Genomic DNA, 26460 nt, shown 5'->3' on the forward strand with positions numbered 1-26460 from the left:
CGTTCAGGAAGTAAGGTTTTAAACGATGTCATGTTGCTCAGGGCAGTATCAAAAGTAGATTTCGGAGAAGTAAGTAATGACCCCAAAAACGAGGTCAACCGATGGGAAAAGGGAGAAAGATGTCGTAATTGTATTGTTAGGGACTTGCCTCTCGATTCAAGCGCATCGTTATCAACGCATTAGTGTCGAATGGGTGCTTATTCGCATCAAAACAACTGACCTGCTTCGGTTCTTATGGCGACCAAAGCCTTTTGTAGCATGGTGGCTCCTTGCTGCTCGTCTATCACATGGAGCAGGGCGTTCACCAATAATTCAGCATCCGCCTTTGGGTCGAGTTCGGTAGCGGTTTGAGCCACCGTTTGAAGCGTGTCGTTTTTGGCGAGTGTGATGATTTGCCAAAGGGTGTCCGACACATATAGTTGTTGTGAAGTATTGTGGTCAAACTCTTGGCTCACGGCGAGCATCAGCGCTCCGCGCAGTTCGTTCACTGTCATGCCGGGCATTCGTATGCGCAACAAGGTGTTGGGGATGCTTGCCCGGTCGCACAGCAGGGTGAGCCGTTCGTAAGCCTGTAGCCGCAAGGGGAGGGTGATTTTCAGTGTTTCGTTGCGTTGTTTGCTCATCTCGTAACGCAGCCTGTCGTCCAAGTACAGCTTTAGCAAATAGTAAGCAGTGACAAACACGACCAGTCCGGGAATGGTGTATTTCAGGAGTTCCAAAAACATTTCCATAATCAGAAGAGGGTTGGATTGCGCGAACCCGTTGCGTTGTTCGTTCAGGTTCGTTTTTTAAAGGGCGGCAAAGGTAGTTGGTGGGGGCTAAACATTTTTGTCTTGTTTTCGTTTTGTCAGCGTAATTTTGCTGCCACTAAATTCAACGTGTTTTTGATGGAAACTTTGCTTGATGTTCCAGCGGTCGCGGCTCCCATTTTTCTTACAGAAGGGGCCGTCGAACAACTCAACAACATTCGCCTACAGGAAAACATACCCTCCGAATACTGTTTGCGCGTAGGTGTGAAGGGGGGAGGGTGTTCTGGCTTCTCCTACGTTTTGGGTTTCGACCTACCAAAGGACAACGACGATATTTTTGAAGCCAACGGTATTCGCGTCGTTATGAACAAGGCTCACGCGATTTACCTGCTCGGGATGGAAGTTGATTTTTTGAATGGCTTGGAGAATCGTGGTTTCACGTTCAACAACCCGAACGCTTCTTCTACTTGCGGGTGCGGGACTTCGTTCGCTGCCTGAGCCGCCGAGCGATTGCGCTATCGATGCAAAATGCCCGCTGGGATTGTGGTCCCTGCGGGCATTTTTTAGGTATGCTAAGCATTTGCTCAATTTTTGATTTCCTTCCCTTTGAAATTGTAGTGTATGTCGTCTTGTCCCGCTTTTGTCCAGACCATTTTGCCGCTGACAGCGGTGCCAGCGACTTGGCCTTCCCATTCCATCTTGCCTTCCTGCTCGCTAAGGAGCGTGAATTTGAAATTTCCTTCGTCGTCGCTACTGTAAGCGCCGGGGGCAAAGCCCCACTTGACGCACTCGTCGTTTTCGACCATTCCGTTCTTGAACGCCATTGTTTCGGTGCCGTCAAGTTTCCCGCCTGTGTAATTCTCGATTTTGAACGCACGCCCTTCAAGGGTAACCTTGGGCTTGGGATTTTGTGAGGTACAACTCAAAGCGGTCATTAGGAGTGCAAGAAGAAGTACCTGTTTCATAATATGATAAGGTTGGTGAACAATCTTCCGACTTAGAAGGGGCATCCATCGCATGGGCCAGCCTTCAGGTTTGGCTTGGGCTGTGAAATAGTGACACCTGTTCCCGTGACGCGAAATTCGGTACGCCGGTTGAGTTGATGTTCGGTTTCGGAACACGGGATGTTGTCTTTGCAACGGTTGACGAGTTTGCTTTCGCCATAGCCTTTCCCGACAAGCCGCTCTCGTGCGATTCCTTGTCGAACGAGCCAACTTACCACCCAATCCGCACGGCGTTGAGAAAGGTCAAGGTTGTACTCATCGGAGCCTCTCGAATCTGTGTGCGAAGAGATTTCTACTTGCAGGTCGGGGTTTTCGTGCAAGGTTTTGCGCAGCTTTTCCAGTTCTGGCAAGGATTCGTCGTTCACGTTGGATTGGCCGTAATCATAATATAGGTGTACGAGAAAACCTTCCTTTCCGCGCTCCCATGTCGCTCGTTCGGGTTTGCTGGGCGCTCCATTGTCGAACAAGATGCCATTGCGGACTTCCAATCCATTTCCAATCACAAAACTGGCAGGTGTACCGTCTCGGTTTTCGTACAAGCCGCTGACGTGATTGAAATTGGGCTTGCTCTCTTTGCCAGCAACGATAAAGCCCTCGCCATCCAAATAGGGTTGCAAGGTGAGATTGGATTTCAGGGTTGAGTTTTTAGTCAGTCCATTCGTGCAGATGCGGTCAGCTGTGCCCGCGATAAATCCATCTTTGACTGCCCGCACCGTGTAGCAGCATTCTTTGTCTAATTTGAATTTGTAACGCCCGTCGGAACCTGTAAATACGGCTTCGGGTATCTCTTTGCCGCAATTGTTCGTGAGGATAACACGCACACCCTCTGCCGGGTAGCCATCGGTCATATCGAACACGATGCCTTGCAGGTAGAGGTTCAATTGCTTGGCAACTGGGATTTCGATGCGGGTGATGGCATTGGGATTGGATGGGTCGCCGCACCCGCTTTTGGAAGCTGGTTCATAATTCTTTTTTTCCACCGTGAAATTGGCACATTCGGCGGCCCGCATATCAAAAGCGATTTTTCCGTCAGGCCCGGTAGTCATGGTCAAGCCAGTCTTGCTGTTGGCGACTGTTGCGCCGCTGACGGGCAATTTTGTGTTGCTGTCATAAACGTATACTTCGAAGGACGCTGCGCTTTTTAGGAACCCATAGACATCGTCGCGGCCAGCCCCGCCATCGCGGTCGGAAGTGAAAAAGCCCCATGTAAGGTCTTTGCCAAAAGTGATGCCGAAGTCGTCAGCGTTGGTGTTGATGGGGTAGCCGAGATTGACCGGGAAATTCCACGAGTCGCCGCCATTGGAGGCTGGCGTGGAGTAGTAGATGTCGAGGCCGCCCAGACCGATATGCCCATTGGAAGCAAAATAGAGGCGGTTGTTGGGGTCTATGTAGGGGAAAATTTCATTGCCTTCGGTGTTCACCACTGGGCCGAGGTTGATGGGAGGCCCCCACGCGCCATTTTCCAACGTGCTCACATAAAGGTCCATGCCTCCATAGCCGCCGGGCATATTGCTGGAAAAATAGAGGCGCTGACCGTCGGCGCTCATGCTGGGGTGTGCCACGTTGTATTCGTTGGAGTTGAAAGGCAGTTCTGCCTCGTTGTGCCAGCCACCTTGACCGTCGGACTGCGCCGCGTAGATTTTCAGCTTCACCAGCCCTTCGTCGCTTTTTCCGGTGCTGCCTTGCGAAAAATTGTTTCGAGTAAAAAAGATGGTTCTCCCGTCTGGAGACAGAGCCGCTGCCGCCTCGTGGAATTTTGTGCTGATGTTTTTTGAGAACTTTTCTGCCTCGCCGTATTGGAAAGTGCCGGGCGTGCCACCTTTCGCTTTGAATGGCACTGCATAAAGCTCCGCAAAGGGGCTGCCCGTCCACATGTTGGTGCGTTTCACCGGGCCTGTCTGCGTGCGGTCGCTGGCAAAAACAATTTTATCGCCAACAATGACTGGTGCGAAATCGTCCAAGTTTGAGTTGAAAGGCATGGGGTTGATGACGTAAACTCCTCTGCTTTTGCTTTTTAATTCTTCCTCTATCTCACAGGCGCGAGCCAAGTGTTGCCCCCGCGCGTCGTCCGGCACGTCCTTGACGTACTGGTTGAGCCATGCCTTAGCCACCTCGCATTTGCCATTGGCTTGAAGCATCATTCCGTAGTAGAGCTTGTGGATTGGCTTGGCACTGGGCAATTGTACCACTCTGGCATACCAGAATTCGGCGTTTTGTTTGTCGTTGATTTTGCGATAACACTCGGCGATGTTGATGAGGGCCTCCGGGTGCTTGTCTTTTTCCAACACCTGCTGATACAGCAAAATGGCAGTCATATAGTCAAGGTCGCGCATGGCGTCGTTTGCTTGTTTTAGCAAAAAGTTCTGCGCGGAGAGGCTAGTGCTCAGCACCAAAAAAAGACTCGTGAGAATGTTCTTGCAGTTCATGTATCGGTTGCTAGGTTATACGCTCAAGAAAGGAGGGCTTTTGACTAAAAATAACGCGGAGAGGTCACACGCCTTACTTTAATGTCAAATTCATACCCAGCCATCAACTCAAACGAGCCATTATTGACTTTGTTGAGCTTGCTCAGGGGCAAATCATAGGACGCGCCTAGGCGAAGCCCGTTGCGAAAATACAGGGCAGTCCAGAGGTCGGCGGAGTCGTTCGACGAGTTGCTCAGTTCGAGTGCCGTGCGATAGGCAAGACCCACCCAAAGCATTTTGTGAAAGAAAAACGAAGCGTCCACGTCCAAAGCTGTCGGGGCGCCAAGAGCCTGCTGATTGTCCTTCATCTTGCTGAACAAACCAGTTGTTTTCAACAGGGCTGATGGGCGAAATACCACCAACTCGCTGCCGAGCGGGAAAGCCGCTCCGATAATGGAGTAGTAGTGGCGGTAGTTTTGGGCGTTGACACTGGTATTGCCGTCATTGGCTCGCAGGTCATGCTCCAGCAGCCGGGGGCAGCCCAAACCAGCAAAAAAACGCTCGCCATGCAAAAAAAGCCCCGTCCCGAAGTTGGGTTTCCAGATGTTTAAGTTTTCGATGAACACATCGTCCGTTCTGTCTTCCAACAGGAGTTTCGACCAAGTGCCGCGCCAGTTGGTCACTCCCCCTTGAAGCCCAATGGATAGTTTCATCTTTTTCCCTACTGAAAAATGATAAGCGTAAGCTGCGTTGAGGTCGAATGTGCCACTTGCGCCGATTTTGTCATTCACCAAACTCAAGCCTAAGCCCACTCGTTCGTTTTTCATGGGCGAATGGACGCTCAGCGATTGTGTCGTGGGCGCACCTTCCAAGCCAAGCCATTGCGAGCGATGAATGAGATGAGCGGTCAGATGGTTATTTGTTCCAGCCACTGCGGGATTGAAAATCAGGCTGTTGAAAAAATAGTTGGTGAACATCGGGTCTTGTTGTCCCGATGCATGGTGGCAAGCCAAAAGCAAACCTAAAAGCGGCAGCAGTAAAAATTTCCTCATGGTTTATTTACACTGTTGAAGTGAAACCGAGGTGGGGGAGGCGAAGGATTATCAGACGCTCTGCATTAGCCAAAGCCTTGCCAAAAACATTTGTCCTGCAAATTTGTCTGGTTTGGCGGCTCAATAGGGTAGTGATGATGCAGGTTTGTCTTTGCGGTGGTAAATTTACATCGCATTTTCTGAATTAAATGTACACAGTAAACAGCCTCCTTACTGTGAACTCAACCTTCAATAAGAGCAACAACATTAAGAAAAAGCGATTCCCGCCTACCTTTGAGCAATGAATCTGTTCGAACGTTTTCAAGCCTTTGCCCGCTCCGAACACTTGCTCGACGAAGCGAGGCCGACTCTTTTGGCTGTGAGCGGAGGTCTCGATTCGACGGTGATGGCGTATTTGTTTCACACGGCTCAATGGCCGTTTGGCATTGCCCATTGTAATTTCCAATTGAGAGGCGAGGCGTCTGACAGCGACGAGCAGTTCGTTCGAACGCTTGCGGAGGGCTGGGGCGTTCCGTTTTTCTCGAAACGTTTTGAAACGGATAAGTACGCAGCGCAGAACGGCCTTTCGACCCAAATGGCCGCTCGCGAGTTGCGCTACGAATGGTTCCGCCAAGTCATCGCGGAAAATGGATTTGCCTGCGTAGCCACAGCCCATCACTTGAACGATTCGGTGGAGACTGCCTTGCTCAATTTTGTGCGTGGCACAGGGCTAAGTGGGCTAAAAGGTATAGCGACCAAGACGGGGCGCGCGATTCGTCCGCTGCTTTTCGCGTCGCGTTTGGAATTGGAAGATTATGCCGAAGGCCAAGGTATTTCTTGGCGAGAAGATGCCAGCAACGCCACCGAGGACTATGCCCGCAATTTTCTGCGTCACCGTGTCATCCCCTTGTTGGAGGAACTCAACCCAAATTTTTTGGGCACGGCAACGCGCAATCTGACTCGTTTGCGAGAGACCGATGAGAACCTGCACTTTTTGCTGTGGCGCTATTTTTTTGATGGAAAAGAAGAAGGGGAAAGGGTGTTTCACATTGACAAACACAAACTTTCGCTGCTTCCTTCGCCTCACCTCGCTTTACGAGCATTGCTGAAAAAACAAGGCTTCACGGAAGAGCAAACCCGCCAAATAGCCGAAAATCTCTCCCACATTGGTATCGAGATTCAGTCCAAAACTGGCTGGCGGTTGCTCAACGACCGCGACCTGATTTTGCTGTCCGACGCTCATCATTCCGCTGTCGAAAGCCACACTATTCATCATGACGACTTGATGGTGAGCGTCGCAGAGGGAGGCCGCATGATTTTGACCACCATATTCGACGCCTCCAATTTGCCCGATGGGAAAGAAGCAATCGTGGTGGATGCCGAGAAATTGCGATTCCCGCTACATCTGCGCTCATGGCAACAGGGCGATGTTTTTCAGCCGTTTGGCATGGGTGGGCGCAGCCAAAAATTGCAAGACTTGTTTACCAACCTGAAGCTGTCGCGCTTTGACAAAGAAAAAGTCCTAGTGCTCGAAAATGGGGACGGTGCCATCGTCTGGGTGGTGGGTTATCGGCTCGACGAGCGTTTCAGGGTGAGTGAGACCACCAAAAATTTACTCAAAATCGCGTTTGTTAGGGGGGGCTAACTGAATTTATGCCCTGATTCGCTAGAATTTGCCAGCACACCATGCTCGCTCTCCCTGATTTTTAGCAAATTGCGCTTTTAGCCATGCCCACAATTTGGCTGCGCGAAGTTTATTCATCAATGTCGCCACAAAGTCGCAAAGCCATTAAGACATTGTTTCCCAAAACCTTGCGCCTCCGCGACTTTGTGGCAAACCTTAAATCACGCGGGCAGCGCCTTCTACGAATAAAGCCCCAACACATTGCCTTCTGTATCGGCAAAGAAAGCAAAATGCCCCATGTCTGGCGCAATTTCCGTTTTGGGCAGTATCACTTTGCCGCCAGCATTTTCCACGCGATTCAAGACATCATTAAGGTCTTTGCCTGCGGTCAAGTAAATTTTCACACCATTCTCGCCAGATGGCGCGTAGCCCTCCCCGAAACAAATCGCACCGCCCACACCGCCGTTCTCGCGGTCGTGTGGCAACATACCCATGCGGATGCCACTCATCTCCATCTCTTCCATAGTGAAGTCGAGGATTTTTTGGTAAAAGGTTTTTGCGCGGGCGAAGTTGACAACCGGTATTTCAAACCAGCTGATGGCGTTTTTGAATTCCATAGAAAAAAATTTTTAGTAGTGAAAAATTGCAGTTCAACGGCTGTGCGCCCTTCAAAAGGGCGGTTGAGCCAAGACGGCACAAAGATTTACATTTTGTTTTAGAAGCACAAACAAAATGTTTATTTTTCTCTGAAAATTCTTTTTCTACATTTGCCGGACTACGTTCAGAACAAATCAAACCTTCGAATCAACTTTTTACATCGCACATGAATCGAGAAATCCACCAATGGTTTAGCCCCCGCCTCAACAAAAACATGGAAATAGCCATGTACGGGCACTTTGGCTTTGCACTCTTGCTGCTACCTACCGCAGCCGCCGATTATCTGGAATACGAGCGATTCCACCTGATTGGGGCGCTTGAACCCTACATTGATGCAGGGAAAGTCAAAGTTTTTTCCATCAACAGCATCAACTCGGAAGCATGGCTCAACAACCGGATGCACCCACGCCACAAGGCCATCAGACACCAGCAATTCAATGCTTATGTGGAAAATGAGGTAGTGCCTTTCATTCGGACACACACGAGCGAAAGCACATCCATCATCACGAGCGGGGCATCGCTGGGCGCTTTGCACGCTGCCAATCTTTTTTTCCGTCGCCCCGACTTGATTCAAGGCACGATAGCCATGTCGGGTGTGTATGATTTGACTTCATACACCAAGGGCTATTACGACGAAGATGTTTATTTCAACTCGCCCTGTCACTATTTGCCCAACCTGAACGATGAGCATCTGCTATATCTGCTGCGCAAAAGTGGGCACATCCACATTCTGAGTGGCTCTGGCGACTACGAAGACCCCGAGGCTTCGCGCAATTTGGCAGGCATCCTCACTTCCAAAGGCATCGGCCACGACCTCGACGTGTGGGGGCCAGATATGCGACACGACTGGCCCACTTGGCGTGCCATGTTGCCTTATGTGATTGACCAAAAATTCTGAAAAAGCATTTTTTACGGTGCTTTATGAAACTCATTGCCTTCATTTTCAGCCTACTGATGGCAAATGCTGCGTTTGCTGGCCGCGTGGACACGGTGGAAATTTATAGCCCATCCATGCGGAAACATATCAGGTGCCTCGTGGTCGCTCCTGACAATTACAGTGTCATGGGCGAGCCTTATCCAGTGCTATACCTATTGCATGGGTGGAGTGGCAATTTTGCCAGTTGGCTTGGCGACGCGCCTCAATTGAGTCAGCATGCCGACAACTATCAGATGCTCATTGTTTGCCCCGACGGGGGTTATGACAGCTGGTATTTGGATAGTCCGGTAGATTCGACTGTTCGCTATGACACACATATTGCCAAGGAAGTGGTGTCGTACATTGACTACTATTACCACACTCGGCGGAGTAGGGGAGGACGTGCCATTGCCGGGCTGAGCATGGGTGGGCACGGTGCCATGTCAGTGGCTATTCGACATCCCGATGTCTTTGGCGCGGCTGGAAGCATGGCAGGCGGGCTGGACTTGCGCCCCTTCAAGAAAAACAGTTGGGATTTGGAAGGAGTGCTTGGCAAGCCCAACGCATACTGGTCGAATTGGGAAAATTACTCGGTGGTCAATCTGGTGCCTTTGTTAAAGAAAGCAGAGCTCTCCATCATCATTGATTGTGGTTTGGACGATTTTTTTCTTGAGGCAAACCGCACCATGCGCCACCGACTGCTGGAGGAGAAAATCCCACACGAATACACGGAACGACCGGGCGGACACACTGGCGATTATTGGGGCAACGCACTTGACTTCCAAGCAGTTTTTTTTCACAAATTTTTCAGCAAACCCCGATAAAGCACCTCATAGAGCGGCTGAAAATCGTTTTATGTCCACTGTTGCATCAAGTGGCTCCCCGCGCAACAAGTGCGCGGCAAAATGTGCTGCCCAAAAGGGAGCAAGTGAGCCCCCCTTAGAACCAAACCCATTGAAAATGTGCATTTTAGGGTGCGCATCACTCTTTCCAATCAAGGGACGGCGGTCTTTCACGGCAGGTCTAACGCCCGCGATGTGGTCAATAAGGGTGTAAGGCGCGGCGAGCATATCGTCCAGATTTTTTTGGATAAACGCTCGCTCTCTTTCACTTGGCGACAAATCCGAGAAGTGCCATTGGTACGAACCTCCTGCCCAAAACAGACTGCTGCCCATTGGGACAAGCGTCACTGTCTTTTTTAGCAAATGATTGATGTGTGCCCCTCGTGTTTCATCAAGCCTAATCATCAACGCCTCGCCTTTGGCTACCTGCCACGGCGAACGCGGGAAATATGGATTGTCTCTCCCGCGCCACCCTTCGCAAAAAATCACCCCGTCAAAATTGTCCGACATTCTTTCCGCTTCTTTATAGGTCACGTTTTTTGCTAAAAAAAGCCCTGCGTCGTCGTTTTTTTTTCTAAACGTTGTGAGCAAACTGAAAAAATCAACCCGTGCGGCTTGATGAATCACGCCAAACTGAAAATTTGGACGTACCAAACCCGCCCATTCGCCCGCGTCATCCGCATTCGAGAGCACGGAGGCGTAATCAGGCAAGGCACAGCGGGCAGACCAATCATTGGCCTCTTCGGGCGTGGCCAATAGCCGGATGATGGGTTGCTCCATCCATATCCGTATGCCAAGCGCTATTTCCAGTGAGCGGTAAGTGGAACGCGCGACGGGAAAAAACTCATCGAAACGCCATGACTTGACGAAGCGTTTGCCTGTCACAGGGTTGATGACACCCGCGGCTACCAGCGATGAATTGCCGGGCAACGCCCCGTCGGCGATGAGGACGGATGCACCGCTGCGCCGTAGCGCCCAAGCCAATAGGGTGCCAGCGATGCCCTGCCCGACAATTAGAAATTTCATTGTTTGTAGCGCCGCCGCACGAGTTTGATAAATTTTTTGGCCTCTTCCACGCGCTTTTTATCCAACCATAGATAGCGGGTCACGCAATGTTCAATCAAATAAGATTTAGCCTCGTCGAAATTGGTAAAGTGATTGAGCGCATGAACAGTCGTCTCGAATACTTTGCCATCGCCCGCAAACAGTTCGCGAGTAAGCAACAGCCTGTCGTTGAGCGCAATGGCCTTCTTCAGGTCTGCGATGGGTTGCTCTGCGAGCTTCTCGGAAAGCTCCTTCGCCTGTTTTTCCTCAAAAAGTAGTTCCGCATCACCGTGGTGGTGGCGTGGCGCATGGTGTGATTTTGCCGCCGGGGCGGGCGCTGGCCTTTCTTCTTGTGGCGGAGGGGGCGGTGGCGCGGAAGGAGCGGCCTCCTCGTAAACAGATGGTGGTGGCGGAGGGGGTGGGGGGGGCGGTGGCACATAGGCAGGCGGCGGCGGTGGTGCGCTTTGAGTCACAACTACTTCTGCTGGTCTTTCGTGCGTGTGTCGGCGCGAAGCTGGGTGCTTTGTGGGGGCGGCGGCTTCCTCTGAGTGGAGCGCGTCGTACAAATCGCGCACATAAGATGCCATGATATCAACATCAATACGGGCGATGTTTTCGGGGTCTTTGCTCAGGCGATTGAACTCTCGCTGTAGTTTGTCAAGAAAGATTTTAGTTTTCAGTAAATCCATGTAATGCAGTCAATCCCGATAGCGGGACGGTTATGGTGAAAGTGGTAGGTGCTGATTTTATGGCAGGGATTTATGAAGGCTTGGGGGGATTTATACTTTTGCGGCGAAGTTCAAAAAAATGCGAAGAACCATTAGACATTTCAAACAAAAATTCCTGCATGTTTCTTGAGCCGCATTTCAAAGGTCAGCGCAGCGGGTGGATAGAAGTCATCTGCGGGTGTATGTTCTCTGGCAAAACAGAGGAACTCATACGCCGACTCAAACGAGCCAAAATCGCCGAAATGAAGGTAGAGGTGTTCAAGCCTCGTGCCGACACGCGCTACGACGAAGCGGCCATCGTCTCGCACGACACCACATCTGTGTTGGCGCAACCCGTCGAACATTCTTCCAAATTATTGAAGGTCAATGACAAAACGGCAGTGGTTGGTATTGATGAGGCGCAATTTTTTGACCAAGACTTGCCAGAAGTGTGTGCCGAGTTAGCCTTGCGAGGCATCCGGGTCATTGCGGCTGGCTTGGACATAGACTATCGCGGAGTGCCTTTTGGCCCGATGCCCAGTCTGCTTGCAATAGCCGAATATGTCACCAAAGTACACGCAATTTGTGTGCATTGTGGCAATTTAGCCACACATTCCTATCGGCTGGCAGTTGGCGAGGAAGTCGTGCTGTTGGGAGAAAAAGGCCACTACGAGCCGCGTTGCCGTTCGTGTTATCAAATGGGGAACATCTTGCGCTTAAAATGATTGGAGGTCACTTCTTGAGCCGGAACGCGATGTAATCCAATTGTTTTTTGATGTTGTCCAATTGTTGATGTATTTCCACGATTTCGTCCTCCAGATTTTGAACACCAGCAATTTTTCTCATTTGCCGCTCTTCCAGCGATTGTTCGGCACGCACTTCGTCCATAGCGTTCATGATGACCCCGATAAATAGGTTGAGGATAATCATGGTGCCAAACAGCACAAATGAGACGAAGTACAACACCGCTGCGTTTGGCTGAGCATTGGGGTTGGCACAGTCGGCACCTTCCTCGTACCCCCACACAGCATGGTCGCAGCCAAACATATTGACCTTCAGTATGTCAACCCAGCCTTCGAGCGTGCTGATTTCAAACAAGGTGAGCATGGCTGTGTGCAGGGTGCCAAAGTGCAAGGGGTCGTTTTTTCCAAAAAGAAACACGCCCATAGCGCCATAAATATAGTAGAGCAACAAAAGCATAAGGCCCACATAGCCCATAGATGGGATGCTCTTTAGCATGGCGTTCACGAGCATTTTGAGCTGGGGCAAGGCATGCACCAACCTGAATACCCGCAGGACTCGAGCCAAACGGATGACCGCCACGAAACTGGCGTCCACGCTGGGGGTGAGATGTGCCAGCCAGCAGATAGCCACGATGGCAAAATCGAACACGTTCCATGGGTCGCTGAAGTATCGCCAAGGTCGGTCGCCCTCTGCGCCAATTTTGATGGCAAATTCAAGGGTAAAGACAATTAGCACAAGGAAATCGAACCATGCAAGGGTATCCCTCCACGGCGAGTCCGGGTCTTGCTGATACGTCTCCACTCCTACCAATACCCCGGCTCCGAGTATCACTCCGAGCACAATAAGATTGAACCAACGACTGTCGGCGATGCGGCGGAAAAAAGCTGCGTTCATATTGGAAACAAATAAAAAAGGAGCACTCCGAGAGAAGTACCCCCAACTTGTGCCCGGGACGGGACTCGAACCCGTACGGCCTCTACAGCCACAGGATTTTAAGTCCTGCGTGTCTACCATTCCACCACCCGGGCTGTGTGCGCAAAGTTAGGCAAGATAAGAAAACCAGCAGTACGTTGCGCAAACAAAAAAGCCCGCGACTGTCGCAGGCTTTGAATGGAGCGGAAAACGAGACTCGAACTCGCGACCTCAACCTTGGCAAGGTTGCGCTCTACCAACTGAGCTACTTCCGCATAGTAGATGCCGAAATCTTTATTTCCGGCGTTTAGCGGCGGCAAAGATAGCAGCGCAGTTTTCAGGTGCGCAAATGTTTTTTCAAAAAAAATTACATTTTGTTTCAATCGCCTGATTTTCAGGGACAACTTATGCCGTCTCGGCAGAAAGCAATTTGAAAGAACGCCGCTTTATCTCTGTCAGAATAGCATCATAGTCTATCGGCACCAACGCTCCCTCGATGAGCAAAGCATCGGCACGACCTTCGATTTTCGAGTGCAGCCAATGCGCGATGGTCTCTACCGAGTCGTCCTCTTCAAAAGTCAGATATACCCGGATGGACTCCACAAAGCCGATGCTGCGCCCCAGATGTTCCTCATCGGCGATTAAAAACGCTTTGCTCTCAGGTATTTTGAAACGTTCGCCCAGCGCAAGCCAACGATAAAATGTGCCAAACAAGTGGTATTTCAAATCCTTGTCGCCTGTGCGAATCTCGATTTTCATTTCGCGAAAAGCGAAGCGAGCCTGCGGGTGATGAATGGGGTCTTTGCTGATGGACGGAAGTTGTTCGTTGGGCGTGCCGCCTGAAAGCCACTGCTCTATTTTTTCCGCCAGTCGCTCGATGCGCTGGAAACGTTCGGTTGCAAGTTGGCGCACGGTGTCGTCACCGAATTTCTCAAAATTGTCAGGGTGGTATTTGGCGCGGAGCTCGCGCAACGTTTTTTTGAAATGCCCCGCTTCCAAGTGTTCTGGCATTTTTCCAAAAAACGCTTGTATTTCTTGTCGTTCTTGTTCGGTGAATGGACTCATAACGCAAATGTAGGCTCGGCAGCACCATTCGGAATATCACTCCGGCATGCTTGCGTCCAATTTTCGTTTGAAATAAAAATAGGTTTCCAATTGCGCTCGCACAGGTATATCGGTGTTGCTTCGGCGGTATTCGTTCTGGTCGTAGCGGTCTATAATGCGGGCTTTCACGTTGTCGTTGAGTTGCAAGGCAAGGAGCTCCTTGATTTCGCGTTTGAGGTCTGCATCGTACACCGGGAAAGTCGTTTCGATGCGATAGCTCAGGTTGCGCTCCATCCAGTCGGCGCTGCTGAGAAAAATGCGCTCATCGCCACCATTGTGAAACACAAACACACGGGCGTGTTCGAGAAAACGGTCAACAATGCTAATGACCTCAATGTTGTCGCTCAAGCCTTTCAATCCCGGCACGAGGCAACAGATGCCCCGCACGATAAGCCTGATTTTAACGCCCGCCTTGGAGGCCTCGTATAGTTTGGCCACGATCTCCTTATCTTCCAAACTATTGATTTTCAGAATCATGCTAGCTGGCTTCCGGCGTTTGGCTGCTTGGATTTCGTTGTCAATCAATCGGTAGAGCGCCGGACGCAGATTGAATTTCCCAACCAACAAGTGCTCGAATTCTTGCTTCGGGGGTTTGATGTTTTCCAGATAAGAAAAGACGTTGCTCACTTCGGTCGTCAGCCGAGGGTCTGCGGTGAAGAGGCTGAAATCCGAATAAATTTTGGCGGTTTCTTCGTGGAAGTTGCCAGTGCCGAGATACGCATACAGTTTTGGCTGTTCGTTTTCCACACGACGGACGAGGGCCAACTTGGAATGTACTTTCACGCCGGGAAAGGAATAATGGACACGCACGCCTGCTTTTTCGAGTTTTTCGCCCCATTCGAGGTTGGCAGCCTCGTCGAACCGAGCCTTGATTTCCACAAAAACAGACACTTGTTTGCCATGTCGAACGGCTTTCATCAAGGCTTCCAATATCCGACTGTGCCGCGCCACCCGGTACTGAATGATTTTGATGTGCGTCACGGCGGGGTCGTCCGCAGCTTTTTCAAAAAAATGGATGACCGACTGATAGGATTGGTATGGGGGGTGAAGCAGTTGGTCTTTTTTGCTGATAACGGCAAAAGGGGTTTCCGCGTCGTGGAGGGCAGGGTGGTGGAGGGCTGGAAGCGGTTTGTTTTTGAGGTGGGTCATCCCGAAGTCGGGAAATTTGAAAAAATCAAAATTGTTGTGATAACGGCCCTCCGGCAGCATGTCATTTTTGCCCAAGTCAAAAGTATCTTGCAGATATTCAAGTAGATGCAATGGCATCTCACGGTCATAGACAAAACGGCTGGCTGGGCCGACCTGCCGTTTCTGAAGGCTCGACTTTATTTTTTGAACCAAGTCGCCAGAGTATTCATCATCAATGTAGAGTTCCGCGTCGCGGGTAAGTTTGATAGAGTAGGTATCTTGAATCTCGTAACCCGGGAAAAGCCACGACACCGAGTTGCGCACAATGTCGTCGAGCAGAATCAAATCGTGCCGGTCGCCGGATGAGGGGAGCTGGATGAATCGGGGAAGCTGGTCGGATGGTATTTTCACCAACGCATACTCGCTATCGGCGAGCGGTCTCTTTTTCTGGCGCAGATGCACGGCAAGATAGAGGTGCGCATTGGCCAGAAAAGGCCGGATGCGACGCTTCACCAAGAGCACGGGCATCACGAATGGAAGCAAATTGTCGCGGAAATAACCTTCGGCGAATTGCTGCTGCTCGAGGCTCAGGTCGAGCCTGCGCAAAATGTGGATGTGATGCTTGCGGAGCTCCGGCACGATTTGTTGCTCGAATATCTCCGAGATTTCTTCTTGATGCCGATTGACGATGCGGTGTATTTCCTTGAGCACCACGCGCGGGTCAAAGTCAAGTTGCGCCTTGGTTTTTTTGCCCACCTTTTTGAGGTTCCGAATGCCCGCCACGCGAATGCGAAAAAACTCGTCGAGATTGGAAGAATAGATAGCCAAAAACTTCAAACGCTCCAAGAGGGGCACGGCGGGGTCTTTGGCTTCTTGAAGCACACGGTAATTGAACGAGAGCCAAGAAATATCACGGTGGACGTAGGGCAGGGATTCCATTGCGGAGATGTAAGAGTCAAGCTGGATTTGATGAATTTTGAAAACGTGCAAATGTGAGATTTTCGAAGAGAATATCGAAGACGCTCAAAAAAAATGCTTGAAGGCTAACGTAAATTTAACACCGAACAAATGGGTTGCTTAAAACAACACCCCCTGCACCCCGCCCACTTTTTGAGGCCCGCGCAAAGTCACGCCGGGAATTTTACTCAAAAATTTGTCGGCGCAAAACGCAGCCAAGTCGGGCGCAAGTAAATTGTCTGGCTCATGGGCGAAAAAATAAACCTCGTGCAAGCCGCCATCGAGCCATGTTCTCAACCTGTTCGCCCAATCTGCAACCCGCTGATAATCCGTCGGATGGAGAGCATTCCCCACAAAACGAATCAACACTTGTCGGTGGGTCAATCGGAGATGACACACATCTCGCCGACCTGCCACGTCGGTGATGACGGTCGCAATGTTACGGCTTTGAAGTAATTGGAAAAAACTTTCCGCCGCAGCTGTTTTTTGAAAAAACGACTCGTGCCGCACCTCGACGGCAAGCGGCACATCCGAAGGAAAATGGTCTAAAAAAAGAGCGAGCAAATTCAACTCTCGCACACTGAAATGAGGCGGCAACTGCAAAAAACAGCAGCCTAATTTCTCCTCCAAGCCAGCAATGACTTCGCAAAAAAGGGACAGTTCCCTGCCGTTCAGCCCCAAATCGCGGGCGTGGCTGACGGTTTGGGGTATTTTGGGGCAAAATCGAAAATCGGCGGGCGTGTCCTTGCGCCAACGTGCCACTGTGGCGGCATCGGGAATGCGGTAATGCGTAGTGTTGTGTTCGATGGTATTGAACTGCGTGGCGTAACAGCGCAAGAAATCTTTTTCCTTGGTTCCATGCGGATACCATTGGCCGACCCAAGACTTCATGTTGTAGCCAGTCGCGCCGAGATAAATCGTTGGTTTGGCGAGCGGCGGCAGGGCAGCCAACAATTCCGCGTTTTGAGGTGGCTCTGGCGCAAGGGCAAAATCCACTTTGTCAACGGAAGGCAACTTTCCAAAATCCATTTTGATTACTTTTGGGCGAAAAGTAGGTCATTTCCACAATCCTTCTTTGTTATGAAACCATTTTCTGTCCTTTTCCTAATGGCGCTTGCCTTTGCCACCTATCTTCAAAATGTAATTGACTTTTTAAAAGGAAGCGCCGACCGAAGCGTAGTCATCGTAAACTTTGATTTTTTGGAAACGAAAACACATCGTTTCCAATTCATTTTTTGAAAATTGCGACGATGAATCTCTGGCTAAAAAGGCTTCGCCACAAACAAATCCTCGCTGCGGCCTTGCTCGTGGCGGCACTTTTCATTTTGCCTTCCCTGCTGAAAACCAACCGAATAGATTACAACACGCAGGTCAAACCTATCCTCAACAAAAAGTGCATCTCCTGTCACGGCGGAGTAAAGCAAAAAGCGGGTTTCAGCCTGATGACCCGCGCGGATGCGCTTGCGCCCACCGAATCGGGCAAACCAGCGATTGTGCCGGGCAAACCAAGTCAGAGCGAGCTCATCCGGCGCATCATGAGCCACGACCCAGAGGAGCGAATGCCCTATCATGAAGAGCCGCTTCTCGACGAGGAAATAGCCATTCTGAAACAATGGATAAAGGAAGGTGCCGAATGGGGAACGCATTGGGCCTACAAGCCCGTGGAACGGCCGGAAGTCCCCAAGCCGTCGCGCCGTTTATTCGGCCTGTTGGCTCCCGATAAAAACGATTGGGCAGCAAGCGACCTTGACTGGTTCATCCTCGCTCGTTTGAAAAAAGAAGGATTGGAGCCTTCCGAACGTGCCGACAAACGCACCTTGTTGCGCCGTGTCAGCCTTGATTTGCTTGGCCTACCAGCGCCCGACTCGTTGGCCGAACGCTTCCTAAACGACACATCCTCAGCGGCATATACCCAACTGGTGGATTCACTGCTCGCCTCTCCGCGCTTCGGCGAACGCTGGGCCGCCGTCTGGCTCGACCTCGCCCGCTACGCCGACACGAAGGGCTATGAACGCGACGCAGCGCGCTTCATCTGGCGTTATCGAGATTGGCTCATCCGGGCGTTCAACGACGACATGCCTTATGACCAATTCTTGACAGAACAACTTGCGGGTGATTTGTTGCCCAATCCCACCGATGCCCAATACATCGCCACGGGGTTCCACCGCAACACAATGACCAACGACGAAGGAGGCACCGACAATGAGGAGTTTCGCATCGCCGCCGTTCTCGACCGCGTGAACACGACTTGGGAGGCGCTGATGGGCACCACATTTGCCTGCACCCAATGTCACGGACATCCTTACGAGCCATTCCGCCACGAAGACTATTACCGATTCATGGCGTTTTTCAACAACACCCGCGACGAGGATACTTGGGAAGATTACCCAGCCTTGCGCCACTTCACCATCGAAGCAGATAGCGTGAAGTATCTCAAGTTCGCTGGATGGCTTGGGGAAAACCTTTCACCTGAGAAGGCAGCCGAAATAAAATTGTTTGTCAAAACTTGGCAGCCGGCCATCTATTCCATCGCGGCAGATTCCTTTACCAATTGCGAGCTGTACGATACCAAATGGCTCACCATGCGCAACCATGCCGTAAGCCGCCTGAAAAATGTCGCGCTCGCCGGAAAAAACCAACTGCTCTGGCGCTATTGGAGCAACGTGAATGGCGGACGATGGACGGTCAGACTCGACCGACCCGACGGCCCGGTGTTGTTTTCGACCTTAGTGAAAAACACAAAAGGCAAGCGGGAAATCACGTCACTTGATTTTGATAACGAAGGGCTAAAAACCCACGACCTCTGGTTTTTTTACGAAAACCCCAACCTGAAAAAGCAGGAAGACACAGGGATGAGTTTCGATTGGTTTCACTTCTCCGAATCTTTTCCAGTCAAAAACAAAACAGTCGAGGCCGATTTCTGGCACCTGCTTCGTGCGGAATCAGCCTTCACGCCCATCATGCTCGAAAATCCAAAAGACATGATGCGCGAGACCCACGTCTTTGAACGCGGCAATTGGCTGGTGAAGGGAGCAAAGGTGACACCGGACGTGCCGGATATTTTTCCAAAATTCCCGGCAAACGCCCCCTCCAATCGTCTGGGGCTTGCGCAATGGCTTACCGATAAAAAACACCCGCTGACTGCCCGTGTCTTGGTCAATCGCCTTTGGGAACAAATGTTCGGGCACGGCATCGTGGAGACCCTTGAAGACTTTGGCTCGCAGGGCATAGCGCCCACTCATCCAGATCTGTTGGACTGGCTTTCGTGGCAGTTAATGAATGATTATCAATGGAGTATCAAACGGCTGCTCCGCGAAATAGTCTTGTCTGCCACCTATCAGCAGTCGTCCAAAACATCGCCGACACTACTTGAGCACGACCCTGAAAACCATCTATACGCTCGCGGTAGTCGGGTACGACTTGGAGCAGAGCAACTTCGAGACCAAGCGCTGCGAGTCAGCGACTTACTCTGCGAGAAAATGTACGGTGCAGGCGTTTACCCCTACCAGCCTCATGGTGTGTGGCAGTCCCCGTGGAATGGCACCTCTTGGCAACAAAGCGAAGGAGAAGACCAATATAGAAGGGCAGTTTACACATATTGGAAGCGCAGCAGCCCTTACCCTTCCATGCTCACTTTCGACGGCGTGGCGCGAGAAGTTTGTGTCGCTCGGCGCATTCGCACCAACACTCCCTTGCAGGCATTGGTTACACTCAACGACTCCGTTTATGTGGAGACGGCGTTGCATCTGGCCTTGAAAACATGGGATAAAAATGAAAATCGAGAGGCCAAGACGCTCATAGCAAGCCTTTATGAAAAAGCCACCGGACAACCCATCACGGCAGGCAAATTGGGGCATTTGCAAAAACTCTACGACACCGCGCTGCAAGCATATCGGGGCAACCCAGCCGCTCGCGGCGAAATGGTCGGCTGCGACCCGCGACACGACACACCCGAAAAAGCGGCGTTGGTATTGGTCGCAAATGCGGTGATGAATTTGGACGAATTCGTTATGAAGAACTGACCAGCGAATTTGTCTTCAAAAAAACACCTCAATTTCGCGCTGATACGCAGTCTTCAGCCAGCCATTTACCCGATGTTTGAATGTCCACCGGAAGAGAGGGTTGGGAGCCAGCCAGTTCAGACCCGCATCATAGATTTTAGGAGAAAGCGCCATCATCAAATGGTACAATCTGATTTCGGCATGTAGCCGACGATATATTTCGCGGTCGTAGTGCTTGAACTGCTCGGCATCAAAGCGCCTGTCCGTCAATGCTTTGTGGGCAAACTTCGCAGCGATGTATCCCGAAATCATGCCCGTCCCAATCCCTTCGCCGCTCGTGGGACACACCAAAGACGCGGCATCGCCCACCAACAAGTAGCCATCACCAAAGGCCTTTCGCCGACGCGACGCCAACGGCAGCCCCCAACCCACAGGCCTCTCCAAAGGTGTGGCGCTTTGAAAACGCGGCGCAATCACCGGGTCCTCCAGAATGAGTTTTTGGAAAATATCGCGCAACTTATGCCCCCCTTTTGCTGCCACTTTGCTCACCATACCATAACCTACATTGGCCTCACCATTGGGCAGCGGAAAAATATAAAAGTAAGACATAGGCAAGCGAGGCGGAAAATAGACTTCGATGAGGTTCTGAGGGGACATCTCCGCTACACCATGCCAGTATTGTCGCAGTGTGCCCGCATAGTGGCACCGGGCAATTTTTCGCTCGCCCAAATGCCTGAGCAACACCGAATGGTCGCCATCCGCTCCGATAAGCAAGGGCGCTCTAATTTCCAATTCCTCGCCCGACTGAGCAGAAGCCAATACCCGCCAAACATTACCATCTCGAACAAGATGCTTCACCGGGGTGCCTTGTCGAAAATCGGCGCAGGTTTCGTCAAACTTTTTCACCAAATACTCGTCAAAGTAAAGACGTTTGGCCGTCCAAAAGAGAGGGTGGGGTAGGGGGGCCTGCGGATGGGAGCGATGAACAAAATCAACACGGCGGCCATTCTGCGTTATGAATCGTGTGCCCCAACACGGAGTGAAATTTGGGTTGTTGGGGAGCTCATGCTCCACGATGTTAGGGTCGAGATGACGCAGCACCCGCACCACCTTGAGGTCGAGGCCATCGCCACAGACCTTGTCGCGGGGAAAAACAGCGGCATCCAAAATGAGGTGGGGAATGCCCATTTTCGCCAAAAAAAGAGAGGTGGTGGCTCCTGCCGGACCTGCTCCGATAATGAGAACGTCTGTTTTGAGTATGATGGACATAGAGGCGAAGGTAGGTGTGTTCTATAAAACCATTTTGCTGTCAACACAAATCAGCCCCGTCCGCTTCACTTGGTCGAGCAAGCCCTTGGAATATGAAGTGTTTTTTTAACAAACAACCCTTGCAACCATTTGAAAATCATGCAAATCAATCAAAGATATTCATGCCTTGCCCAATGGGCAGGCTCAAATCCTCTTTAATCTGGGGATATTCATCACATATCGGGCAGATTCGACGTTTCTTTGCCTGATTTTTTCTCAAGCAAATGGCCGAGCAGCCTCAAACACAAGATTCTCCAATGCAAAAAAGACCATTGCAGCGCATACTGGCGCTCTCGCAAATGGTGTGGCGGCGCATTGAAAACATCGTGTTTGGCATTGTGCTGACGCTCATCGTGTTGTACTTGGTTTTGCAAATGCCCGCAGTGCAAAACTGGCTGGTTCGCAAGGTGGTGGCCTACCTTTCTTCCGAATTGAACACCACCGTACAGGTGCGCAATATCAACATCAGTTTTTTCGACAATTTGGTGTTGGAAGGATTTTATGTTCAGGATTTGAAAGGCGACACCCTCCTCTACGCCGGCGAACTGGTCGCGGGGTTGAACACCAACGTTTTTACCTTGTTCAGCAACAAGTTGGAATTCAACGAAATAAGCCTCACAAAGGCACGCTTCAACATTCGCAGAAAAACGGGAGAATACCACAACAACCTGCAATTCATCCTTGACTATTTTGACTCCGAGCCTAAAACGCCGCCCAAGAAGCCCACGCCTTTTCGGGTTCGCATTCAAAATCTGCACTTAAGCGACGTAGAGTTTTTACAGGACGACGAAGTGCGAGGGCAACGAATGCATTTCAAACTGCCATCCGCCACCATTCGGGTCAACAATCTTGATTTGTCATCAAAAATCGTGGACGTTCGCTCAGCCGATATCAAGGGGTTGTCCTTTGCGCTGGAAGAAAGTCCCTCGAGGCCATTGCCCGAACGCGTCGTCCCCGTCGCGCAAGCCATAGCATCCGCCATTGACACCATCGAAAATGCACAACCCAAGAGACCATTGCGATTCTCCATTGGGCGCTTTTCGCTCACAGACGGGCGGTTTTCTTTGGACAAGTACGATGCGGTGCCGGATTATGTCCTTAGACCGGATGTGATGGATTATGAACATCTGAGAGTGCACGACATCAGCCTCCAAGCAGACAGCATTGTTTTCGACGACGACTTGGTGTTTCGCGGCATTCTCAAAAACTTGTCCGCCAAAGAAAAATCGGGTTTCCACCTAAGCCATGTGGAAGCAGAGAGGGTAGTGGTCTGCGACACATTGGTCGGGCTTTACAACGCGACCTTGCAAACCCCGGGCACCTCTTTGGGCGACACTATCGCGCTCCACTACAATACCTACCGGGATTTCATAAGATTTCCCGACAAAGTGCGGCTCGACATACAGTTGGACAAAGGCTCCAAACTGCGCATTGGGGATATTTCTTATTTTAGTGAGGCTGTGGCCAACAACCCGTTTTTTATTCAAAACGCGGAAGAGGTGGCTGAAATATCGGGGTTCATCTACGACAAGGTGAACAACCTGAAAGGCCGCGAATTGGACATCAAATTGGATGCTCGAACCTACATGAAGGGCAAATTCGATGGGAACAACCTGACGGGCAGCGACCCCGGCCCTCAGATAATTAGCCTAAAATTTGAAACCCTGCGTTCCGATTTCACCACCATCACTCGTATCATTCCGGGCTTCTCCGCGCCAGACTATTTTTATCGGCTTGGTCAGATAGGGTTCAGTGGCCACTACGACAACTTTTATGGCCACGACCACATCCTCGAAGGCAAACTGCTCACAGACCTTGGCGAAGGAGTAGTTGACTTGAAGCTCGACCTTTCGGCAGGCCGTGACAACGCCGTTTACTCGGGCCATATCAACATGGCCAATTTTGACCTCGCCACTTGGACAGACAACCCCGACTTTGGCCCAACGAGTTTCGACATACGAATCAAAGAACCTTCTCGTGGCCTAACCCTCAAAACTTTGGATGCGAGCGTGATAGGGAAGGTTGATTCCGTGCGCTTCCGAAATTACAACTACCAGAATATCAGCCTGAACGGCAATTTCAAGGAATATGTGTTCAAAGGCGACCTCGGCGTGAACGACGACAATATCCGTTTTGACCTGAAAGGCAACATCAACCTGCGCGACTCGGTGCCCCTGTTCGACTTTAGCGCCAAACTTTCCCGCCTCGACCTCGGCGCCCTCAACCTACTCGACGAAGATTGGGTGCTTTCCGCCGATATTGAACGTATTTACTTGAAAGCGAGGCGTATAGAAGACGTGGTAGGCGAAATCGAGTTGAGCGATTTTATGATTCTGCAAGACAGGGAGCAAACTCATCGCATGGACGACTTGCGATTTGCGTCGGGCTACCGCCCCGATGGCACGCGCTTTTTCTCTATTCGCTCCGATATATTGGATGGGGACATGAACGGCTACTTCGATATGCCGACCTTGCCTAACACCTTGGGGCAGTTGTTTGCGCGCCAACACCCGGCCTTTGCCGAGCGAATTGGATTGTTGCCCGATAGCACGGTGCTTACCGACAATTTCACGATGTGGCTTCAAGTCAAAGACACTAAGGGCTTTACGCGGCTATTTTCCGACGACCTCGACACGCTGCGGGGGGTACGCGCCACCGCAGCGGTAGAGGCGAGAAAAGGACTGACAAATATGCTAATAACCGCCCCTTCCATCAAATACAGCGGTGTCCAGATACAAGACCTTTATTTCAAATGGACAGGTGAACCTGACACATCTTTCTACAACCTCCGCATTCCAATCACCACATTGTCAGGCAAATACGAGTTGCCACCACTCCGACTCGACGGCTTTGTGACCGACGAGGACTTGGCTTTCAACTTTGACGCAAAAGATAGCAGCGCCATTGTGGAAAGTATTCACCTCAACGGGTTGCTCAACATAGTGGACTCGCTTTGGCAAGTCAAATTCAATGCGTCCGAGATTGCATTGTTCAACACATCTTGGTACATGGACGAAAATAATTACATTCGTTTTGGCAAGGATGTGTTCGAGCCATACAACTTTGACTTGATGAGCGGCAACCTGCGCCTGAGTGTGGAAAAGCACAACGAAGGGCGAGGCCTCCGGCTCAGCTTGGCCAATTTCGATGTCAAGTTTGTCAACGATTTCATCAACGACACCACCTTGAACATTAAGGGCAGGATAGCCGGGTTCGATGTCACCATCAAGGAATTATACCAATTGCAGGACATTGAGGCCAACATAGATATTGACGAGCTCTTCATAAAGGAAAAGTCTTACAGCAGTTTCTACGGATTTGTGAGAATGCCACACATAAAAGCGCCGCTTCAATGGCGGTTTGTGACACAAAAAGGCATCGAGCAACCCACTTTGCGTTTTTTGGGCACATGGCTACCCCCGAGCAACGAACCGCAAACAATCGAGTTCTTGCAACAACGCATTGACATCGCGCCCGGCGAAGTAAGAGCAAGGGTGGTGGCAGACAGTTTCCAACTAGCCATACTCGAGACCATCGTACCCGGCATATCGAAAACGGCAGGCAAGTTCAATGCCGATGCCACACTTTTTGGCACTTTTGAACAAATTGGTGTGCGGGGCAGTGCCCAAATCCTAAATGGCCAATTCCAGATGGATTACCTAGGCTCCATGTTCCACATCAAAAATCAGCAAGTAAGCCTGACGGAATACAAAATATGGGCAGACAGCGTGGAGATATGGGATGCCACAGAAAAAAACTTGGCCATCGTGAATGGCGGGCTGATTCACAATCATTTTCACGATTGGGCTGTGGCCTGTGAAGTGGCTTCTGTCAACAACAACTTTTTGGTACTCAATACATTGCCCGACGACAACGCGCTCTACTACGGACAGGGAATAGGAAAATTCAAGGCCGTATTCAGTGGCACGTTTGTGCGAACGAACATCGTGGTGGATGCCACGACCGGGAAGGATACACGGCTATACATCCCCATCACTTCGGCAAGCGATGCACAAGGAGCGAATTTTATCAACTACAAACCCAAGCGCCAAGCAGAAGATGTCGAAAAAGAAATAAAAAGTGTCAAATCAAATGACGATGGGCTGAACATCGAGATGAATCTCACCATAACAGAGGATGCCGAGGTTCAATTGATTTTCGACGAAAAAAGCGGCGACATCATAAAGGGTAGGGGAGAGGGCGACATTACTTTGGTGATGACACGAGCAGGGGAGTTCAAGATGTACGGCAGTTATCAAATTCGACGAGGGGAATACCTATTCACTTTGCTCAACTGGGTCAATAAACCCTTCAACGTGCTGAACGGAGGTACCATCAATTGGTATGGCGACCCTTATGGCGCTCAAATCAGCCTTGACGCTACTTACGAGGAAAACACGTCGCTATACAACCTGTTGCGAGATGTGATTGAATTGATACCCAACGCCGCTAATGAGGCGAGCAAAGCCACACGGGTCGTTGTGACGATGCACTTGAAAGGCGATTTGATGAAACCCACCATCAGTTTTGACTTGGATTTCCCCAATATTTCAAGTCAGCTCCGGTCGTTGGTGGAAAACAAGGTGCGCCTCTTGCGCCAAGACCAGAACGAACTCAACCGACAAGTATTTGGGTTGGTGGTGGTAGGGTCGTTCCTTCCGTCCAATGCTGGCGGCTTCATTCAAAACTCTGATTATCTGGCATCCGCGTTCAATACCCTGACCCAAGTGCTGAGCAACCAATTATCAAACTATTTGTCTGAATTGGCCATTGAATGGTTTGGGGGAGCGGTTTCGAGTATCGAATTCGACATTGCCTACAATGAGTATCAAAATGCCTTGACCGACCCCGGCCAAACGACCCAAGTGGGCCGTGAGCTGCAGTTGCGCCTTACCAGCGGATTTGCCAACGACCGCGTGACGGTACAATTTGGCTCACAGTTCGGCTTGGGCCAGCCCGGCACCGCCGTGCAAGAAGGATTCTTGGGTGAGGATGTCACTGTCGAGATTCAACTCACCGAGAATCGCCAATGGCGCCTCAAAGTGTATCAGCGCACAGAACCGGACATAGCAGGCGGCCAACGCAGGGCGCGGTACGGGTTCGGCATCAGTTTTCGCAAGGACTACGATTCGTTCAGCGACATGATTGCGGGCGCGACCAACTGGTTCAAGAAAAAGAGTTGACTTTTTGTTTTCCAAATTTTCCTATAATTTATATTATGTTAAATAAAAGCGCAAAAACTTTACCCCCCCCCAATTTCGCGCCATCCGTTACATTTGTGCGCATTTTCGGCTAAAGGAATTTGCGCTATCCCTCTGTTGATTGGT

At 50.8% G+C, this 26460-nt stretch carries 19 protein-coding genes and 2 tRNA genes; 7 read left to right on the top strand and 14 right to left on the bottom strand.

From position 1 onward, the window contains the following. Window positions 1-206: 206 nt before the first annotated feature. A complete protein-coding gene (locus KIS77_04665; protein MCW5921614.1) occupies window positions 207-731 on the bottom strand; it encodes a hypothetical protein in 525 nt (174 codons plus the stop codon). A gap of 156 nt (window positions 732-887) precedes the next feature. Here KIS77_04665 and KIS77_04670 point away from each other — a divergent pair, with 156 nt between their 5' ends. Then, the gene (locus tag KIS77_04670) at window positions 888-1247 is read left to right on the top strand and encodes an iron-sulfur cluster assembly accessory protein (protein MCW5921615.1); all 360 of its coding nucleotides are present in this window, start codon (window positions 888-890) and stop codon (window positions 1245-1247) included. 86 nt (window positions 1248-1333) lie between these two features. Here the strand turns inward: KIS77_04670 and KIS77_04675 are convergent, their stop codons facing one another. Genes KIS77_04675 through KIS77_04685 form a run of 3 tightly spaced genes read right to left on the bottom strand, consistent with a single transcriptional unit; the run spans window position 1334 to window position 5210 of the window. Next, on the bottom strand, window positions 1334-1714 hold the full coding sequence (locus KIS77_04675; GenBank protein ID MCW5921616.1) for a hypothetical protein: 381 nt from the start codon (window positions 1712-1714) through the stop codon (window positions 1334-1336). A gap of 32 nt (window positions 1715-1746) precedes the next feature. Further along, window positions 1747-4179 (bottom strand): PD40 domain-containing protein, encoded by a 2433-nt coding sequence (locus KIS77_04680; GenBank protein MCW5921617.1) that lies wholly within the window; start codon window positions 4177-4179, stop codon window positions 1747-1749. 44 nt (window positions 4180-4223) lie between these two features. Then, complete coding sequence (locus tag KIS77_04685) at window positions 4224-5210, bottom strand: type IX secretion system membrane protein PorP/SprF (GenBank protein MCW5921618.1); 987 nt, start codon at window positions 5208-5210, stop codon at window positions 4224-4226. 280 nt (window positions 5211-5490) lie between these two features. Between KIS77_04685 and tilS the strand changes: the two genes are divergently transcribed. Beyond that, complete coding sequence (gene tilS, locus KIS77_04690; GenBank protein MCW5921619.1) at window positions 5491-6834, top strand: tRNA lysidine(34) synthetase TilS; 1344 nt, start codon at window positions 5491-5493, stop codon at window positions 6832-6834. 218 nt (window positions 6835-7052) lie between these two features. On the opposite strand, the gene KIS77_04695 is transcribed toward tilS, so the two are convergent. After that, window positions 7053-7430, bottom strand: a complete 378-nt coding sequence (locus tag KIS77_04695; protein MCW5921620.1) for a VOC family protein — start codon at window positions 7428-7430, stop codon at window positions 7053-7055. A gap of 206 nt (window positions 7431-7636) precedes the next feature. Between KIS77_04695 and KIS77_04700 the strand changes: the two genes are divergently transcribed. Together KIS77_04700 and KIS77_04705 are read left to right on the top strand one after the other, a co-directional pair. Further along, on the top strand, window positions 7637-8368 hold the full coding sequence (locus tag KIS77_04700) for an esterase family protein (protein MCW5921621.1): 732 nt from the start codon (window positions 7637-7639) through the stop codon (window positions 8366-8368). Between the two features lie 23 nt (window positions 8369-8391). Next, window positions 8392-9210 (top strand): hypothetical protein, encoded by an 819-nt coding sequence (locus tag KIS77_04705; protein MCW5921622.1) that lies wholly within the window; start codon window positions 8392-8394, stop codon window positions 9208-9210. Window positions 9211-9216: 6 nt separating this feature from the next. Here KIS77_04705 and KIS77_04710 read toward each other — a convergent pair whose 3' ends face one another. Both KIS77_04710 and KIS77_04715 read right to left on the bottom strand, forming a co-directional pair. After that, complete coding sequence (locus KIS77_04710) at window positions 9217-10254, bottom strand: FAD-binding oxidoreductase (GenBank protein ID MCW5921623.1); 1038 nt, start codon at window positions 10252-10254, stop codon at window positions 9217-9219. Next, window positions 10251-10961 carry a hypothetical protein gene (locus KIS77_04715; GenBank protein MCW5921624.1) on the bottom strand — a complete coding sequence of 237 codons (711 nt, stop codon included), beginning with the start codon at window positions 10959-10961 and terminating at the stop codon, window positions 10251-10253. Before KIS77_04715 ends, KIS77_04710 begins: the two co-directional genes overlap by 4 nt. 158 nt (window positions 10962-11119) lie before the next feature. Here KIS77_04715 and KIS77_04720 point away from each other — a divergent pair, with 158 nt between their 5' ends. Further along, window positions 11120-11704: a thymidine kinase gene (locus KIS77_04720; GenBank protein MCW5921625.1), complete on the top strand. Its 585-nt coding sequence runs from the start codon at window positions 11120-11122 to the stop codon at window positions 11702-11704. A 7-nt stretch (window positions 11705-11711) separates the two neighbouring features. On the opposite strand, the gene KIS77_04725 is transcribed toward KIS77_04720, so the two are convergent. From KIS77_04725 to KIS77_04750, 6 genes are all read right to left on the bottom strand, one after another. Then, window positions 11712-12617: an ion transporter gene (locus KIS77_04725; protein ID MCW5921626.1), complete on the bottom strand. Its 906-nt coding sequence runs from the start codon at window positions 12615-12617 to the stop codon at window positions 11712-11714. Window positions 12618-12667: 50 nt separating this feature from the next. Then, window positions 12668-12751: transfer RNA gene (locus tag KIS77_04730), tRNA-Leu, on the bottom strand. 83 nt (window positions 12752-12834) lie between these two features. Beyond that, window positions 12835-12910, bottom strand: a tRNA-Gly gene (locus KIS77_04735). 130 nt (window positions 12911-13040) lie between these two features. After that, a complete protein-coding gene (locus tag KIS77_04740; protein ID MCW5921627.1) occupies window positions 13041-13646 on the bottom strand; it encodes a hypothetical protein in 606 nt (201 codons plus the stop codon). A gap of 90 nt (window positions 13647-13736) precedes the next feature. Then, window positions 13737-15806: a polyphosphate kinase 1 gene (gene ppk1 / locus KIS77_04745; GenBank protein ID MCW5921628.1), complete on the bottom strand. Its 2070-nt coding sequence runs from the start codon at window positions 15804-15806 to the stop codon at window positions 13737-13739. Window positions 15807-15944: 138 nt separating this feature from the next. Further along, complete coding sequence (locus KIS77_04750; protein ID MCW5921629.1) at window positions 15945-16853, bottom strand: DUF72 domain-containing protein; 909 nt, start codon at window positions 16851-16853, stop codon at window positions 15945-15947. A 221-nt stretch (window positions 16854-17074) separates the two neighbouring features. Here KIS77_04750 and KIS77_04755 point away from each other — a divergent pair, with 221 nt between their 5' ends. Beyond that, window positions 17075-19846, top strand: coding sequence for a DUF1553 domain-containing protein (locus KIS77_04755; protein MCW5921630.1), 2772 nt, complete (start codon window positions 17075-17077; stop codon window positions 19844-19846). Window positions 19847-19861: 15 nt separating this feature from the next. Here KIS77_04755 and KIS77_04760 read toward each other — a convergent pair whose 3' ends face one another. Then, window positions 19862-21094: an NAD(P)/FAD-dependent oxidoreductase gene (locus KIS77_04760; protein MCW5921631.1), complete on the bottom strand. Its 1233-nt coding sequence runs from the start codon at window positions 21092-21094 to the stop codon at window positions 19862-19864. Between the two features lie 296 nt (window positions 21095-21390). On the opposite strand from KIS77_04760, the gene KIS77_04765 reads away from it, so the two are divergent. Beyond that, complete coding sequence (locus KIS77_04765) at window positions 21391-26316, top strand: translocation/assembly module TamB domain-containing protein (GenBank protein ID MCW5921632.1); 4926 nt, start codon at window positions 21391-21393, stop codon at window positions 26314-26316. The last annotated feature ends 144 nt before the right edge of the window (window positions 26317-26460 follow it).

Source organism: Saprospiraceae bacterium (assembly GCA_026129545.1).
Classification (GTDB): domain Bacteria; phylum Bacteroidota; class Bacteroidia; order Chitinophagales; family Saprospiraceae; genus M3007.

Excerpts from the sequence above, each read along its gene's own strand:
- KIS77_04740 (MCW5921627.1), bottom strand. The coding sequence starts at position 13,646 with ATGCCAGAACACTTGGAAGCGGGGCATTTCAAAAAAACGTTGCGCGAG.
- KIS77_04665 (MCW5921614.1), bottom strand. The coding sequence starts at position 731 with ATGGAAATGTTTTTGGAACTCCTGAAATACACCATTCCCGGACTGGTC.
- KIS77_04700 (MCW5921621.1), top strand. The coding sequence starts at position 7,637 with ATGAATCGAGAAATCCACCAATGGTTTAGCCCCCGCCTCAACAAAAAC.
- KIS77_04720 (MCW5921625.1), top strand. The coding sequence starts at position 11,120 with ATGTTTCTTGAGCCGCATTTCAAAGGTCAGCGCAGCGGGTGGATAGAA.
- KIS77_04710 (MCW5921623.1), bottom strand. The coding sequence starts at position 10,254 with ATGAAATTTCTAATTGTCGGGCAGGGCATCGCTGGCACCCTATTGGCT.
- KIS77_04750 (MCW5921629.1), bottom strand. The coding sequence starts at position 16,853 with ATGGATTTTGGAAAGTTGCCTTCCGTTGACAAAGTGGATTTTGCCCTT.
- KIS77_04765 (MCW5921632.1), top strand. The coding sequence starts at position 21,391 with ATGCAAAAAAGACCATTGCAGCGCATACTGGCGCTCTCGCAAATGGTG.
- KIS77_04760 (MCW5921631.1), bottom strand. The coding sequence starts at position 21,094 with ATGTCCATCATACTCAAAACAGACGTTCTCATTATCGGAGCAGGTCCG.
- KIS77_04715 (MCW5921624.1), bottom strand. The coding sequence starts at position 10,961 with ATGGATTTACTGAAAACTAAAATCTTTCTTGACAAACTACAGCGAGAG.
- ppk1 (MCW5921628.1), bottom strand. The coding sequence starts at position 15,806 with ATGGAATCCCTGCCCTACGTCCACCGTGATATTTCTTGGCTCTCGTTC.
- KIS77_04695 (MCW5921620.1), bottom strand. The coding sequence starts at position 7,430 with ATGGAATTCAAAAACGCCATCAGCTGGTTTGAAATACCGGTTGTCAAC.
- tilS (MCW5921619.1), top strand. The coding sequence starts at position 5,491 with ATGAATCTGTTCGAACGTTTTCAAGCCTTTGCCCGCTCCGAACACTTG.
- KIS77_04680 (MCW5921617.1), bottom strand. The coding sequence starts at position 4,179 with ATGAACTGCAAGAACATTCTCACGAGTCTTTTTTTGGTGCTGAGCACT.
- KIS77_04670 (MCW5921615.1), top strand. The coding sequence starts at position 888 with ATGGAAACTTTGCTTGATGTTCCAGCGGTCGCGGCTCCCATTTTTCTT.
- KIS77_04685 (MCW5921618.1), bottom strand. The coding sequence starts at position 5,210 with ATGAGGAAATTTTTACTGCTGCCGCTTTTAGGTTTGCTTTTGGCTTGC.
- KIS77_04675 (MCW5921616.1), bottom strand. The coding sequence starts at position 1,714 with ATGAAACAGGTACTTCTTCTTGCACTCCTAATGACCGCTTTGAGTTGT.
- KIS77_04755 (MCW5921630.1), top strand. The coding sequence starts at position 17,075 with ATGAATCTCTGGCTAAAAAGGCTTCGCCACAAACAAATCCTCGCTGCG.
- KIS77_04705 (MCW5921622.1), top strand. The coding sequence starts at position 8,392 with ATGAAACTCATTGCCTTCATTTTCAGCCTACTGATGGCAAATGCTGCG.
- KIS77_04725 (MCW5921626.1), bottom strand. The coding sequence starts at position 12,617 with ATGAACGCAGCTTTTTTCCGCCGCATCGCCGACAGTCGTTGGTTCAAT.